Consider the following 12,368-nt stretch of genomic DNA (forward strand, 5'->3'; position numbering starts at 1 on the left):
TTACCTTACTTCTTCTTAGCCTCTTTGGTACGCACGACTTCGTCGGCGTAACGAACACCCTTGCCTTTGTAAGGCTCAGGACGACGGTAGGCGCGCAGATCAGCTGCAACCTGACCAATCAGCTGTTTATCAGCGCCTTTCAGCACGATCTCAGTCTGAGTTGGACATTCAGCAGTGATGCCGGCCGGCAGTGCATGGTCAACAGGGTGAGAGAAGCCCAGGGCCAAGCTCACAGAGTTGCCTTTAACAGCTGCACGATAACCAACACCAACCAGTTGCAGCTTCTTGGTGAAGCCTTCGGTAACACCGATAACCATGCCGTTCAGCAGCGCACGAGCAGTACCTGCTTGTGCCCAACCATCCGCATAACCTTCGCGTGGAGCGAAAGTCAGGGCGTTGTCTGCATGCTTAACTTCTACAGCACTGTTGATAGTACGAGTCAGCTCGCCGTTTTTGCCTTTGATCGAAACTTCCTGACCGCTGAGTTTTACCTCTACGCCCGCAGGAACAACGACAGGTGCTTTTGCAACACGAGACATTTTATTCCTCCGATTACGCTACGTAGCAGATAATTTCGCCACCAAGACCAGCTTGGCGCGCTGCACGATCAGTCATGACACCTTTAGAGGTAGAGATTACAGCGATGCCCAGACCAGCCATTACTTTTGGCAGCTCATCTTTTTTCTTATAGATGCGCAGACCTGGACGACTAACACGCTGAATGCTCTCTACCACAGCCTTGCCCTGGAAATACTTTAAAGTAACTTCCAGCTCAGACTTGATATCGCCTTCGATTTTAAAATCTTCAATATAGCCTTCTTCCTTCAGCACGTTGGCAATTGCCACTTTCAGCTTGGAGGAAGGCATAGAGACCGCAACTTTGTTCGCGGCCTGACCGTTACGGATACGGGTCAGCATATCCGCGATCGGATCTTGCATGCTCATCTGTGTTACTCCCGTGATTCAAATGGTGACAATTACCAGCTAGCCTTTTTAAGGCCCGGGATTTCACCGCGCATTGCGGCTTCACGGACCTTGATACGGCTCAACCCAAACTTCCGCAAGAAACCGTGCGGACGACCTGTCTGACGGCAGCGGTTACGCTGACGGGAAGGGCTGGAATCACGCGGCAGACTCTGCAGCTTGAGAACGGCATCCCAACGATCTTCGTCGGATGCGTTCACATCAGAAATGATCGCTTTCAGTTCTACGCGCTTGGCGAAGAACTTGTCTGCTAATTTTACACGCTTAACTTCGCGTGCTTTCATCGATTGCTTAGCCATTAAGTAACCCTACCTTACTTGCGGAATGGGAATTCAAAGGCAGCCAGCAGAGCACGGCCTTCATCATCAGATTTCGCAGTAGTGGTAATGGTAATATCCAAACCACGAACGCGATCGACTTTGTCATAATCGATTTCTGGGAAGATGATCTGCTCACGAACGCCCATGCTGTAGTTACCACGACCGTCGAACGACTTCGCAGATAAACCGCGGAAGTCACGAATACGTGGTACAGCAATAGTGATCAGACGCTCAAAGAACTCCCACATACGCTCACCGCGCAGAGTTACTTTACAGCCGATCGGATAGCCCTGACGGATTTTGAAGCCTGCAACTGATTTGCGTGCTTTGGTGATCAGCGGTTTTTGACCGGAGATTGCTGCCAGGTCAGCTGCTGCGTTATCCAGCAGTTTCTTGTCAGCGATCGCTTCACCAACACCCATGTTCAGGGTGATCTTCTCGACCCGAGGGACTTGCATGACAGAATTGTAGCCGAACTCTGTCATGAGTTTCTGGACTACTTCGTCTTTGTAGTAATCATGCAGTTTCGCCATCGTACTACTCCAAATTACTTGATAGTTTCGCTATTAGACTTGAAGAAACGGACTTTTTTGCCGTCTTCGAATCTAAAGCCTACACGGTCAGCCTTGCCGGTTGCCGCATTGAAGAGTGCAACGTTGGAAGCTTGAATAGCAGCTTCTTTCTCAACGATGCCACCTGGTTGGTTCAGGGCCGGGACCGGCTTCTGATGTTTCTTAACCAGGTTGATACCTTCAACGATGACTTTACCAGAAGTCAGGACGTTCTTTACTTTACCGCGTTTACCTTTGTCTTTGCCGGTAAGCACGATAACTTCGTCGTTACGACGGATTTTCGCTGCCATTGCTCGCTCCTTAGAGTACTTCTGGTGCCAGAGAGATAATTTTCATGAACTTTTCAGTACGAAGTTCACGAGTTACCGGCCCAAAAATACGCGTACCGATAGGTTGCTCGCTGTTATTGTTTAAAATAACGCATGCATTACCATCGAAGCGAATGACAGAACCGTCCGGGCGACGAACACCCTTCCTGGTGCGCACCACTACCGCTTTCAGGACATCACCTTTTTTCACCTTGCCACGAGGAATTGCTTCCTTGATGGTCACTTTGATGATATCGCCGACGCCTGCGTAGCGACGGTGCGAGCCACCCAGAACCTTGATACACATTACGCGACGTGCACCGGAGTTGTCGGCGACGTTCAGCATAGTCTGTTCTTGGATCATTTTAGTGCTCCGCTAATGTCAACTACTACTTCGGGACCCAAACCTCAGGTCGTTAAAAAGCCCCATAATTGAGGGCGCGGCATTATAACACCGGTTCTCGCACATGGGTAGAAAAAATGAACGGCTCAGACGAGCCGTTCATTTTATTTTTTAGAGGAAGCGGATTCTATTACAGAATCGCTTTCTCTACAACGCGAACCAACGCCCAAGACTTAGTCTTAGACAGTGGACGGGTTTCGCGGATTTCTACCACGTCACCAATACCACATTCGTTGTTCTCGTCATGGATGTGCAGCTTAGTCGTACGCTTGATGAATTTACCGTAGATCGGGTGCTTCACGACACGTTCGATAGCAACAACTGCAGATTTCTGCATTTTGTCACTAATAACACGACCCTGCAGAGTACGGATTTTATCGGTCATTACGCCGCCTTCTCAGTCAGTAAAGTCTTAACACGTGCAACATTACGACGAACTTCTTTCAGCAGATGGGTTTGCTGAAGTTGGCCGGATGCTGCTTGCATGCGCAGGTTAAACTGCTCACGCAGCAGGTTAAGAAGCTCAGTGTTCAGCTCTTCAACGCTTTTTTCACGCAGCTCATTTGCTTTCATTACATCACCGTCTTAGTAACAAAGGTGGTTTTGATAGGCAGTTTTGCTGCTGCCAGCTTGAAGGCTTCACGGGCCAGCTCTTCCGGAACGCCGTCCATTTCATACAGGACTTTACCCGGTTGAATGAGGGCAACCCAATACTCCACGTTACCCTTACCTTTACCCATACGCACTTCCAGCGGCTTCTCGGTAATTGGTTTGTCCGGGAATACACGGATCCAAATTTTACCTTGACGCTTAACTGCACGGGTCATAGCACGACGTGCTGCTTCGATCTGACGAGCAGTCAGACGACCACGGCCAACAGCTTTCAGACCGAAAGTACCGAAGCTGACATCCGTACCTTGCGCCAGACCACGGTTGCGGCCTTTGTGCACTTTACGGAATTTCGTACGCTTTGGTTGTAACATCAGCGACTCTCCTTACTTACGGCCTTTACGCTGCTGCTTTTTAGGTTGAGCAGCCGGTTCCGGTTGTTCAACAGCAGCCATACCACCCAGGATCTCGCCTTTGAAGATCCATACCTTAACGCCGATTACACCATAAGTGGTGTGCGCTTCAGAGGTGTTGTAGTCAATGTCTGCACGCAGTGTGTGCAACGGTACGCGACCTTCACGGTACCATTCGGTACGTGCGATCTCGGCACCGCCCAAACGGCCGCTGACTTCAACTTTAATACCCTTCGCGCCCAGACGCATTGCGTTCTGTACAGCACGCTTCATAGCACGACGGAACATCACACGACGCTCCAGCTGTGAAGTGATGCTATCAGCAACCAATTTAGCGTCCAGTTCCGGCTTACGGACTTCGGCGATGTTGATCTGTGCAGGAACGCCAGCGATTTTCGCGACGACCGTACGCAGTTTTTCTACGTCTTCACCTTTCTTACCGATAACGATACCCGGACGAGCAGTGTGAATAGTCACACGGATGCTCTTAGCCGGACGCTCGATAACGATACGAGATACAGACGCTTTAGACAGTTCCTTGGTCAGGAACTGACGGACTTTAAAATCGCTGTCCAGGTTGTCAGCGAATTCTTTGGTGTTCGCAAACCAGGTAGAGTTCCATGGTTTTACAATACCCAGGCGAATACCATTAGGATGTACTTTCTGACCCATTGCTAGTCTCCAGAGTCTCAGCGATCGGACACAACCACAGTAATGTGGCTGGTGCGCTTCAGGATGCGATCTGCACGACCTTTCGCACGCGGCATAATGCGCTTCATGCTTGGGCCTTCGTCTACGAAGATTTTCGCGACTTTCAGATCGTCGATATCAGCGCCATCGTTGTGTTCGGCGTTCGCAATGGCAGATTCCAGGACTTTCTTAACCAACACAGCAGCTTTCTTGTTGGTGTAGGTCAGAATATCCAGAGCCTGCGACACTTTCTTACCGCGAATCAGGTCTGCCACCAGGCGAACCTTCTGAGCAGAAGAACGAGCATGGCGATGTTGAGCAATAGTTTCCATCTCTTCCTCCTACTTATTTCTTCTTGGCTTTCTTATCTGCAGCATGGCCGCGATAAGTACGTGTCGGTGCAAATTCACCCAGTTTGTGGCCGACCATTTCGTCGGAAACAAAGACAGGAACGTGCTGACGACCATTATGGACAGCGATGGTCAAACCGATCATGTTAGGGAAGATCGTTGAACGACGGGACCAAGTGCGCAGGGGCTTCTTGTCACCGCTTTCCACCGCTTTCTCTACCTTCTTCAGCAAGTGCAGGTCAATAAAAGGACCTTTCTTGAGAGAACGTGGCATGGCTTATCCTCTAAAATTATTTGCTACGGCGACGTACGATAAATTTATCAGTACGCTTGTTGCTACGGGTCTTCTTACCTTTGGTCTGAACGCCCCACGGAGTTACCGGGTGCTTACCAAAGTTACGACCTTCACCACCACCGTGCGGGTGATCGACTGGGTTCATCGCAGTACCGCGAACGGTAGGACGAACACCACGCCAACGGGTTGCACCAGCTTTACCCAGTACGCGCAGCATGTGCTCAGAGTTGCCGACTTCGCCGAGAGTTGCACGACATTCGGATTCAACTTTGCGCATTTCGCCTGAACGCAGACGCAGGGTAACGTAGGAACCTTCACGCGCAACGATCTGCACGTAAGTACCAGCTGAGCGAGCAATCTGACCGCCTTTGCCTGGTTTCATTTCTACGTTATGAACGGTAGAACCCACCGGGATGTTACGCATCGGCAGGGTGTTACCTGCTTTAATCGCAGCATCAACGCCAGATTGAATCTGATCGCCGGCTTTCAGGCCTTTAGGGGCCAGGATGTAACGGCGCTCGCCATCTTTGTACAGAACCAGTGCGATGTTCGCAGAACGGTTCGGATCGTACTCAAGACGCTCAACAACTGCTGGAATACCATCTTTGTTGCGTTTGAAGTCAACAATACGGTAAGCCTGCTTGTGACCACCACCGATATGACGGGTAGTGATACGACCATTGTTGTTACGACCACCGGATTTGCTGTTTTTTTCTACCAGCGGAGCAAATGGTTTGCCCTTGTGCAGCTCTGGGTTCACCACTTTAACTACGTGGCGACGACCCGGAGATGTCGGTTTACATTTAACAACTGCCATTGTCTTTCTCCTCCGACTTACTCAGCGCCGCCGACGAAGTCCAGATTCTGGCCTTCCTTCAGGGTGACGTAAGCTTTTTTCCAGTCACTACGACGACCGATACGCTGTCCGTGACGCTTAACTTTCCCTTTAACTACCAGGGTGTTTACGTCTTTAACTTCCACTTCGAACAGCTTCTCAACAGCAGCAACGATCTCTGCTTTGGTCGCGTCTTTAGCAACTTTGAGAACGATGGTATTGGTTTTTTCCATCGCAGTAGATGCTTTTTCTGATACGTGCGGTGCACGCACTACTTTCAGCAGACGTTCTTCACGGATCATGCCAGCATCTCCTCAACTTGCTTAACTGCTTCCGCAGTCATAACGACTTTGTCGAAGGCGATCAGGCTAACTGGGTCGATGCCCGCTGCATCACGCACGTCAACCTTGTACAGGTTACGCGCAGCCAGGAACAGATTCTCATCCAGTTCACCGGTGATGATCAGCACATCTTGCAGCGCCATGTCTTTCAGTTTCTGTACCAGCAGCTTAGTTTTAGGCGCTTCTACAGAGAACGTCTCGACAACGATCAGACGGTCCTGACGTACCAGCTCGGACAGAATGCTTTTCAGCGCGCCGCGGTACATCTTTTTGTTAACTTTTTGACTGTGGTCCTGTGGACGTGCAGCGAAGGTCACGCCACCTGAACGCCAGATCGGGCTCTTTACAGAACCTGAACGCGCACGGCCGGTACCTTTCTGGCGCCAAGGCTTTTTGCCTGAACCAGTAACTTCAGCACGAGTCTTCTGCGCACGAGTACCCTGACGAGCACCAGCGGCATAAGCAACAACAACCTGGTGAACCAGCGCTTCGTTGAAATCACGACCGAAGGTAGTTTCGGAAACAGTCAGCGCGCTCTGCGCGTCTTTCAGTACTAATTCCATTGCTATCCCCTTACGCCTTCACAGCTGGTTTAACAATCAGATCGCACCCAGTTGCACCCGGGACGCCACCTTTGACCAGCAGCAGGTTGCGCTCAGCGTCAACACGTACTACTTCCAGGCTCTGAACGGTTACGCGCTCATTACCCAGCTGACCAGCCATTTTCTTGCCTTTGAACACTTTGCCCGGAGTCTGGTTCTGACCGATAGAACCCGGAACGCGGTGTGACAAGGAGTTACCGTGTGTAGCGTCCTGGGTACGGAAGTTCCAGCGCTTAACGGTACCTGCGAAACCTTTACCTTTAGAGGTACCGGTAACGTCTACTTTTTTAACGTCAGCGAAAATTTCAACACTGATGCTCTGGCCAACAGAGAAATCTTCACCTTCGGTGCGGAATTCCCACAGACCACGGCCAGCGTCAACGCCAGCTTTAGCAAAATGACCTGCTTCAGGCTTGCTCACACGGCTTGCTTTTTTAGCACCGGTGGTAACCTGGATAGCTTGGTAACCATCGTTGTCCAGGCCTTTGACCTGAGTAACGCGGTTTGCTTCAACTTCGATAACGGTTACTGGGATTGAAACGCCATCTTCAGTGAAGATGCGGGTCATACCCACTTTTTTACCGACTAAACCAATCATTGTATCAACCTCTCAATCGCTCGATGACCTGATTAACCCAGGCTGATCTGCACGTCAACACCGGCAGCCAGGTCCAGACGCATCAGAGCATCAACGGTTTTTTCAGTTGGCTCAACGATGTCTACCAGACGCTTGTGAGTGCGGATTTCGTACTGATCACGCGCGTCTTTGTTAACGTGCGGAGAGATCAGAACGGTAAAACGCTCTTTGCGGGTTGGCAGCGGGATCGGACCACGTACCTGCGCACCAGTGCGCTTGGCAGTCTCAACGATTTCCGCGGTTGATTGATCGATCAGGCGATGATCAAACGCTTTAAGACGGATACGGATTCTTTGGTTCGACATGAGACCAAGGCTCCAAACATTTTATAAACGAAAAGAATTACTACCCACATCCATTACGATTGATGGAGGAGTGTAATCGTTCAGCATATAACTCCCCAATTGGGAGTATTGTTAGGCGATACATAGACAGCTATCCCCTGCGATTCTGCTCGAATCGCGCCGCACCAATATCGGCAGGCCCGCGCATTATACGTAAATCTGTTTAGGAAGCAACCCGTGTTGTGTTTTTAACCACATCTATCTGGCTTTAGCCCAAAAAAACCCGCGGCAATCGTTTTTGACTGGCGCGGGCTTGCATGACATTGCTGATTGGGCATGAGACTAATGTTCGTTTTGATCTTTTAATTGAGACTGAAGATAATTTTGCAGGCCGAGTTTGTTCACCAAATCGAGTTCAGTTTCCAGCCAGTCAATGTGGCCCTCCTCTTCCGTCAGAATTTCAATCATCATATCTCTGCTGACATAGTCATGAACCTTGTCGGCATAGGCTATCGCTTCGCGCAAATCCTTCGCGCCTTCCAGTTCTAATGCCAGGTCAGACTGCAGCATTTCCGGCACGTCTTCACCGATGCGTAATCGACCGAGATCTTGCAGGTTAGGAATCCCTTCAAGAAAAAGAATGCGTTCGATGTACTTATCCGCATGCTTCATCTCATCAATCGACTCATGATACTCAACCTCATTGAGCCGGGTCAGACCCCAATTTTTGAACATACGCGCATGAAGGAAGTACTGATTAATTGCAACCAGTTCATTCCCCAGCAATTTGTTGAGATGATTTATGATTTTACCGTCGCCCTTCATTTTGCTTCCTCCGCTTCCAACTAAATAGAGCGTAGATGCGGATGAAAGGAAGTCAAAAAAACGCGACAGTTATTGTGGGTATTGAGAAGTGCAGAATTAAGCTATCAGGCTATCTCTTTGTAGAGCGGCACGTTTTGCAGTTCATCTTCCATAATTTCCCGTGCAAAGCGCACGCACTTCCCACATTGCTTGCCAATGGGAACCAGTTGACGCAATTGTTGAATCGATTTGGGTTGATAGCGGCGAACCACTTCGCGCAGAGTTTTATCACTCACGGCATTACACAAGCAGACGAACATTTACTGCGGACTCCCGTACAATTTATGATCAAATTGTAAATGAGAATGGTTTTTATTTCAAACGCAGCTTTTATGTGGGATTAATCGAGACGGTAAAGTTCAGACATAAAAAAAAGAGCACCGAAGTGCTCTTTTTCATACTGCGATGACTGCCGAAACAGCCATCAACCTTAACGCAATTAAGCGATAATTTCAGCAACAACACCCGCACCAACAGTACGGCCGCCTTCACGGATTGCGAAACGCAGACCCTGATCCATAGCGATTGGCTTGATCAGAGTTACGGTCATTTTTACGTTGTCGCCTGGCATTACCATCTCAACGCCTTCTGGCAGCTGAACGTCACCGGTCACGTCAGTAGTACGGAAGTAGAACTGAGGACGGTAGCCTTTGAAGAACGGAGTATGACGGCCGCCTTCATCTTTAGACAGAACGTAAACTTCTGAAGTGAACTGGGTGTGTGGCTTGATTGAACCCGGCTTAGCCAGAACCTGGCCACGCTCGATGTCTTCACGCTTGATACCACGCAGCAGAACACCACAGTTCTCGCCTGCCTGACCCTGGTCCAGCAGTTTGCGGAACATTTCAACGCCAGTACAGGTTGATTTCACTGTATCTTTAAGGCCAACAACTTCAACTTCGTCGCCCACTTTAACGATACCGCGCTCAACACGACCGGTAACAACAGTACCACGGCCAGAGATTGAGAATACGTCTTCGATTGGCAGCAGGAACGGCATGTCGATTGCACGAACTGGCTCTGGGATATAAGTATCCAGATGCTCAGCCAGCTCAATGATTTTAGCTTCCCACTCAGCTTCGCCTTCCAGCGCTTTCAGAGCAGAACCACGAACGATTGGGGTGTCGTCGCCTGGGAAGTCATATGCTGACAGCAGGTCACGTACTTCCATCTCAACCAGTTCCAGCAGCTCTTCATCATCAACCATGTCGCACTTGTTCAGGAACACGATGATGTAAGGAACGCCAACCTGACGACCCAGCAGGATGTGCTCACGGGTCTGTGGCATAGGGCCATCAGTCGCAGCAACAACCAGGATCGCGCCGTCCATCTGCGCAGCACCGGTGATCATGTTTTTCACATAGTCGGCGTGGCCTGGGCAGTCAACGTGCGCATAGTGGCGAGTCGGGGTTTCATATTCAACGTGAGAAGTGTTGATGGTGATACCACGTGCTTTCTCTTCTGGCGCTTTATCGATCTCGTCGAATTTGCTTGCCTTACCGCCGTAGGTTTTAGCCAGAACGGTGGTGATTGCTGCAGTCAGAGTGGTTTTACCATGGTCAACGTGACCGATGGTGCCGACGTTTACGTGCAGTTTGTTACGCTGAAATTGCTCTTTCGCCATGGCGATAATTCCTTACGTTGTGCCTTCATGAGTCATGAAGGCATCAGTTCACAATTTTTAAACCGTAGCTTATTTGCTACGAGCTTCAATAACGGCCTGAGCGACGTTGTTCGGCGCATCATCGTACTTCAGGAACTCCATGGAGTAAGAAGCACGGCCTTTGGTCAGAGAACGCAGCTGGGTTGCATATCCGAACATTTCAGACAGCGGAACTTCAGCATGGATCTGAACGCCAGTAGCGTTAGATTCCTGTCCTTTGAGCATACCACGACGACGGCTAAGGTCACCGATAACGTCACCGGTGTTCTCTTCCGGAGTCTCTACTTCAACCTTCATGATTGGCTCAAGCAGCACTGGTTGTGCTTTCTTAAAGCCATCTTTAAAGGCCAAAGATGCAGCCAGTTTAAACGCCAGCTCAGAGGAGTCGACATCATGGTATGAACCGAAGTGCAGACGAACACCCAGATCAACTACCGGATAACCAGCCAGTGGACCTGATTTCAGCTGCTCCTGGAGACCTTTATCAACCGCAGGGATGTATTCAGTTGGAATCACACCGCCCTTGATATCGTTGACAAATTCGTAACCTTTCGGGTTCACACCTGGCTCCAGTGGGTACATGTCGATAACAACATGACCGTACTGACCACGACCACCTGACTGCTTGGCGTGTTTACCTTCGATATCGGTAACTTTCGCGCGAATCGCTTCACGGTAAGCAACCTGAGGTTTACCGACGTTCGCTTCAACGTTGAATTCACGCTTCATGCGGTCAACGATGATGTCGAGGTGCAGCTCACCCATACCAGCGATGATGGTCTGGTTGGTTTCTTCATCAGTCCATACACGGAATGATGGATCTTCCTTCGCCAGACGACCCAGAGCCAGACCCATTTTTTCCTGGTCAGCTTTGGTTTTCGGCTCAACGGCGATAGAGATTACCGGCTCAGGGAATTCCATACGCTCAAGAATGATGACGTTGTCTGGGTCACACAGGGTGTCACCAGTAGTTACGTCTTTCAAACCGATCGCAGCGGCGATATCGCCTGCACGAACTTCCTTGATCTCTTCACGTTTGTTCGCATGCATCTGAACGATACGGCCCAGACGCTCACGGTTTGACTTAACCGGGTTGTACACGGTGTCACCGGTGTTAACAACACCAGAGTAAACGCGGAAGAAGGTCAGGTTACCAACAAACGGGTCGGTAGCGATTTTGAACGCCAGCGCAGCAAACGGCTCTTTGTCATCGGAATGACGCTCAGCCGGCGTGTCTTTACCGTCGTCCAGCATACCGTTAATCGCGGTAACGTCAGTCGGTGCTGGCAGGTATTCAACTACCGCATCCAGCATCGCCTGAACACCTTTGTTCTTAAATGCAGAACCACAGGTAACCAGGATGATTTCGTTTTTCAGTACGCGCTTACGCAGAGAAGTTTTGATCTCTTCTTCTGTCAGTTCTTCACCGCCGAAGAATTTCTCCATCAGCTCATCAGAACCTTCAGCAGCGGCTTCAACCAGCTTCGCACGCCATTCTTCAGCCAGTTCCTGCATATCAGCTGGGATATCTTCGTAAACGAAGGTAACGCCCTGATCGGCATCGTTCCAGTTGATCGCTTTCATTTTCACCAGGTCAACAACACCGGTGAAACCTTCTTCTGCGCCGATAGCCAGTTGAAGTGGAACTGGGTTTGCACCCAAGCGCACTTGCATCTGCTCAACAACTTTCAGGAAGTTAGCACCCATGCGGTCCATTTTGTTAACGAACGCGATGCGTGGAACTTTATATTTGTTAGCCTGGCGCCATACGGTTTCAGACTGTGGCTGAACACCACCAACTGCACAGTAAACCATTACTGCGCCATCAAGCACACGCATAGAACGCTCAACTTCGATGGTGAAGTCAACGTGTCCCGGGGTGTCGATGATGTTTACGTGGTGTGGTTCAAACTGCTTAGCCATACCAGACCAGAAACAGGTAGTCGCAGCGGACGTGATGGTAATACCACGTTCCTGCTCCTGCTCCATCCAGTCCATGGTTGCTGCGCCGTCATGAACTTCACCGATTTTGTGGTTTACACCGGTGTAGAACAGAACACGTTCGGTAGTTGTAGTCTTACCGGCGTCGATGTGCGCACTGATACCAATGTTACGGTAGCGCTCAATGGGTGTTTTACGAGCCATTTGATTCCTCTGATTCTGAGACGTTCTAAGTTAAAAAAGCCCAGCAGGTGAGT

Annotated in this window: 21 protein-coding genes; all 21 read right to left on the minus strand. The window is 50.0% G+C overall.

Going from position 1 to position 12,368, the window contains the following annotated elements; all coding sequences use genetic code 11:
- Positions 1-5 precede the first annotated feature (5 nt).
- Positions 6-539, minus strand: a complete 534-nt coding sequence (gene rplF, locus AC6I8A_RS17740) for a 50S ribosomal protein L6 (protein WP_008104735.1) — start codon at positions 537-539, stop codon at positions 6-8.
- A 13-nt stretch (positions 540-552) separates the two neighbouring features.
- On the minus strand, positions 553-945 hold the full coding sequence (gene rpsH / locus AC6I8A_RS17745; RefSeq protein WP_007891668.1) for a 30S ribosomal protein S8: 393 nt from the start codon (positions 943-945) through the stop codon (positions 553-555).
- Positions 946-977: 32 nt separating this feature from the next.
- A complete protein-coding gene (gene rpsN / locus AC6I8A_RS17750) occupies positions 978-1,283 on the minus strand; it encodes a 30S ribosomal protein S14 (protein WP_007891666.1) in 306 nt (101 codons plus the stop codon).
- 14 nt (positions 1,284-1,297) lie between these two features.
- A complete protein-coding gene (gene rplE, locus AC6I8A_RS17755; RefSeq protein ID WP_007891665.1) occupies positions 1,298-1,837 on the minus strand; it encodes a 50S ribosomal protein L5 in 540 nt (179 codons plus the stop codon).
- Positions 1,838-1,851: 14 nt separating this feature from the next.
- Positions 1,852-2,166, minus strand: coding sequence for a 50S ribosomal protein L24 (gene rplX / locus AC6I8A_RS17760; RefSeq protein ID WP_007891664.1), 315 nt, complete (start codon positions 2,164-2,166; stop codon positions 1,852-1,854).
- 10 nt (positions 2,167-2,176) lie between these two features.
- Positions 2,177-2,548 (minus strand): 50S ribosomal protein L14, encoded by a 372-nt coding sequence (gene rplN / locus AC6I8A_RS17765; RefSeq protein WP_006120590.1) that lies wholly within the window; start codon positions 2,546-2,548, stop codon positions 2,177-2,179.
- Between the two features lie 169 nt (positions 2,549-2,717).
- Positions 2,718-2,972, minus strand: coding sequence for a 30S ribosomal protein S17 (gene rpsQ / locus AC6I8A_RS17770; RefSeq protein ID WP_038644333.1), 255 nt, complete (start codon positions 2,970-2,972; stop codon positions 2,718-2,720).
- On the minus strand, positions 2,972-3,160 hold the full coding sequence (rpmC, locus tag AC6I8A_RS17775) for a 50S ribosomal protein L29 (protein ID WP_007891662.1): 189 nt from the start codon (positions 3,158-3,160) through the stop codon (positions 2,972-2,974). The genes rpsQ and rpmC overlap by 1 nt, the downstream gene beginning before the upstream one ends.
- On the minus strand, positions 3,160-3,570 hold the full coding sequence (rplP, locus tag AC6I8A_RS17780; RefSeq protein WP_002438716.1) for a 50S ribosomal protein L16: 411 nt from the start codon (positions 3,568-3,570) through the stop codon (positions 3,160-3,162). The genes rpmC and rplP overlap by 1 nt, the downstream gene beginning before the upstream one ends.
- A 12-nt stretch (positions 3,571-3,582) precedes the next feature.
- Positions 3,583-4,281, minus strand: a complete 699-nt coding sequence (gene rpsC / locus AC6I8A_RS17785) for a 30S ribosomal protein S3 (protein WP_007891660.1) — start codon at positions 4,279-4,281, stop codon at positions 3,583-3,585.
- Between the two features lie 17 nt (positions 4,282-4,298).
- Positions 4,299-4,631, minus strand: coding sequence for a 50S ribosomal protein L22 (rplV, locus tag AC6I8A_RS17790; RefSeq protein WP_007891659.1), 333 nt, complete (start codon positions 4,629-4,631; stop codon positions 4,299-4,301).
- 13 nt (positions 4,632-4,644) lie between these two features.
- Entirely contained in the window at positions 4,645-4,923 is a 279-nt protein-coding gene (gene rpsS, locus AC6I8A_RS17795) for a 30S ribosomal protein S19 (RefSeq protein ID WP_001138115.1), read from the minus strand.
- A 16-nt stretch (positions 4,924-4,939) separates the two neighbouring features.
- Positions 4,940-5,761 carry a 50S ribosomal protein L2 gene (gene rplB / locus AC6I8A_RS17800; RefSeq protein WP_007891654.1) on the minus strand — a complete coding sequence of 274 codons (822 nt, stop codon included), beginning with the start codon at positions 5,759-5,761 and terminating at the stop codon, positions 4,940-4,942.
- A 17-nt stretch (positions 5,762-5,778) separates the two neighbouring features.
- Positions 5,779-6,081 carry a 50S ribosomal protein L23 gene (gene rplW / locus AC6I8A_RS17805; protein WP_007891652.1) on the minus strand — a complete coding sequence of 101 codons (303 nt, stop codon included), beginning with the start codon at positions 6,079-6,081 and terminating at the stop codon, positions 5,779-5,781.
- On the minus strand, positions 6,078-6,683 hold the full coding sequence (rplD, locus tag AC6I8A_RS17810) for a 50S ribosomal protein L4 (protein ID WP_007891650.1): 606 nt from the start codon (positions 6,681-6,683) through the stop codon (positions 6,078-6,080). The genes rplW and rplD overlap by 4 nt, the downstream gene beginning before the upstream one ends.
- 10 nt (positions 6,684-6,693) lie before the next feature.
- On the minus strand, positions 6,694-7,320 hold the full coding sequence (rplC, locus tag AC6I8A_RS17815; protein WP_008104741.1) for a 50S ribosomal protein L3: 627 nt from the start codon (positions 7,318-7,320) through the stop codon (positions 6,694-6,696).
- A 32-nt stretch (positions 7,321-7,352) separates the two neighbouring features.
- A complete protein-coding gene (gene rpsJ / locus AC6I8A_RS17820; RefSeq protein WP_006120582.1) occupies positions 7,353-7,664 on the minus strand; it encodes a 30S ribosomal protein S10 in 312 nt (103 codons plus the stop codon).
- A 321-nt stretch (positions 7,665-7,985) separates the two neighbouring features.
- On the minus strand, positions 7,986-8,468 hold the full coding sequence (gene bfr / locus AC6I8A_RS17825; RefSeq protein ID WP_265303482.1) for a bacterioferritin: 483 nt from the start codon (positions 8,466-8,468) through the stop codon (positions 7,986-7,988).
- A 104-nt stretch (positions 8,469-8,572) separates the two neighbouring features.
- The gene (gene bfd, locus AC6I8A_RS17830; protein WP_256697629.1) at positions 8,573-8,767 is read right to left on the minus strand and encodes a bacterioferritin-associated ferredoxin; all 195 of its coding nucleotides are present in this window, start codon (positions 8,765-8,767) and stop codon (positions 8,573-8,575) included.
- A gap of 179 nt (positions 8,768-8,946) precedes the next feature.
- Positions 8,947-10,131: an elongation factor Tu gene (gene tuf / locus AC6I8A_RS17835; protein ID WP_256697630.1), complete on the minus strand. Its 1,185-nt coding sequence runs from the start codon at positions 10,129-10,131 to the stop codon at positions 8,947-8,949.
- 69 nt (positions 10,132-10,200) lie between these two features.
- On the minus strand, positions 10,201-12,315 hold the full coding sequence (gene fusA / locus AC6I8A_RS17840; protein WP_256697631.1) for an elongation factor G: 2,115 nt from the start codon (positions 12,313-12,315) through the stop codon (positions 10,201-10,203).
- Positions 12,316-12,368: the final 53 nt, after the last annotated feature.

The sequence above is a fragment of the Pantoea sp. X-Soil-ISGK-275 genome, assembly GCF_059730795.1.

Excerpts from the sequence above, each read along its gene's own strand:
- rplW (WP_007891652.1), bottom strand. The coding sequence starts at position 6,081 with ATGATCCGTGAAGAACGTCTGCTGAAAGTAGTGCGTGCACCGCACGTA.
- rpsN (WP_007891666.1), bottom strand. The coding sequence starts at position 1,283 with ATGGCTAAGCAATCGATGAAAGCACGCGAAGTTAAGCGTGTAAAATTA.
- rplX (WP_007891664.1), bottom strand. The coding sequence starts at position 2,166 with ATGGCAGCGAAAATCCGTCGTAACGACGAAGTTATCGTGCTTACCGGC.
- rplV (WP_007891659.1), bottom strand. The coding sequence starts at position 4,631 with ATGGAAACTATTGCTCAACATCGCCATGCTCGTTCTTCTGCTCAGAAG.
- bfd (WP_256697629.1), bottom strand. The coding sequence starts at position 8,767 with ATGTTCGTCTGCTTGTGTAATGCCGTGAGTGATAAAACTCTGCGCGAA.
- rpsS (WP_001138115.1), bottom strand. The coding sequence starts at position 4,923 with ATGCCACGTTCTCTCAAGAAAGGTCCTTTTATTGACCTGCACTTGCTG.
- rplC (WP_008104741.1), bottom strand. The coding sequence starts at position 7,320 with ATGATTGGTTTAGTCGGTAAAAAAGTGGGTATGACCCGCATCTTCACT.
- rpsQ (WP_038644333.1), bottom strand. The coding sequence starts at position 2,972 with ATGACCGATAAAATCCGTACTCTGCAGGGTCGTGTTATTAGTGACAAA.
- rplD (WP_007891650.1), bottom strand. The coding sequence starts at position 6,683 with ATGGAATTAGTACTGAAAGACGCGCAGAGCGCGCTGACTGTTTCCGAA.
- rplB (WP_007891654.1), bottom strand. The coding sequence starts at position 5,761 with ATGGCAGTTGTTAAATGTAAACCGACATCTCCGGGTCGTCGCCACGTA.
- rplN (WP_006120590.1), bottom strand. The coding sequence starts at position 2,548 with ATGATCCAAGAACAGACTATGCTGAACGTCGCCGACAACTCCGGTGCA.
- rpmC (WP_007891662.1), bottom strand. The coding sequence starts at position 3,160 with ATGAAAGCAAATGAGCTGCGTGAAAAAAGCGTTGAAGAGCTGAACACT.
- rplF (WP_008104735.1), bottom strand. The coding sequence starts at position 539 with ATGTCTCGTGTTGCAAAAGCACCTGTCGTTGTTCCTGCGGGCGTAGAG.
- fusA (WP_256697631.1), bottom strand. The coding sequence starts at position 12,315 with ATGGCTCGTAAAACACCCATTGAGCGCTACCGTAACATTGGTATCAGT.
- bfr (WP_265303482.1), bottom strand. The coding sequence starts at position 8,468 with ATGAAGGGCGACGGTAAAATCATAAATCATCTCAACAAATTGCTGGGG.
- rpsJ (WP_006120582.1), bottom strand. The coding sequence starts at position 7,664 with ATGTCGAACCAAAGAATCCGTATCCGTCTTAAAGCGTTTGATCATCGC.
- rpsH (WP_007891668.1), bottom strand. The coding sequence starts at position 945 with ATGAGCATGCAAGATCCGATCGCGGATATGCTGACCCGTATCCGTAAC.
- rplP (WP_002438716.1), bottom strand. The coding sequence starts at position 3,570 with ATGTTACAACCAAAGCGTACGAAATTCCGTAAAGTGCACAAAGGCCGC.
- rplE (WP_007891665.1), bottom strand. The coding sequence starts at position 1,837 with ATGGCGAAACTGCATGATTACTACAAAGACGAAGTAGTCCAGAAACTC.
- tuf (WP_256697630.1), bottom strand. The coding sequence starts at position 10,131 with ATGGCGAAAGAGCAATTTCAGCGTAACAAACTGCACGTAAACGTCGGC.
- rpsC (WP_007891660.1), bottom strand. The coding sequence starts at position 4,281 with ATGGGTCAGAAAGTACATCCTAATGGTATTCGCCTGGGTATTGTAAAA.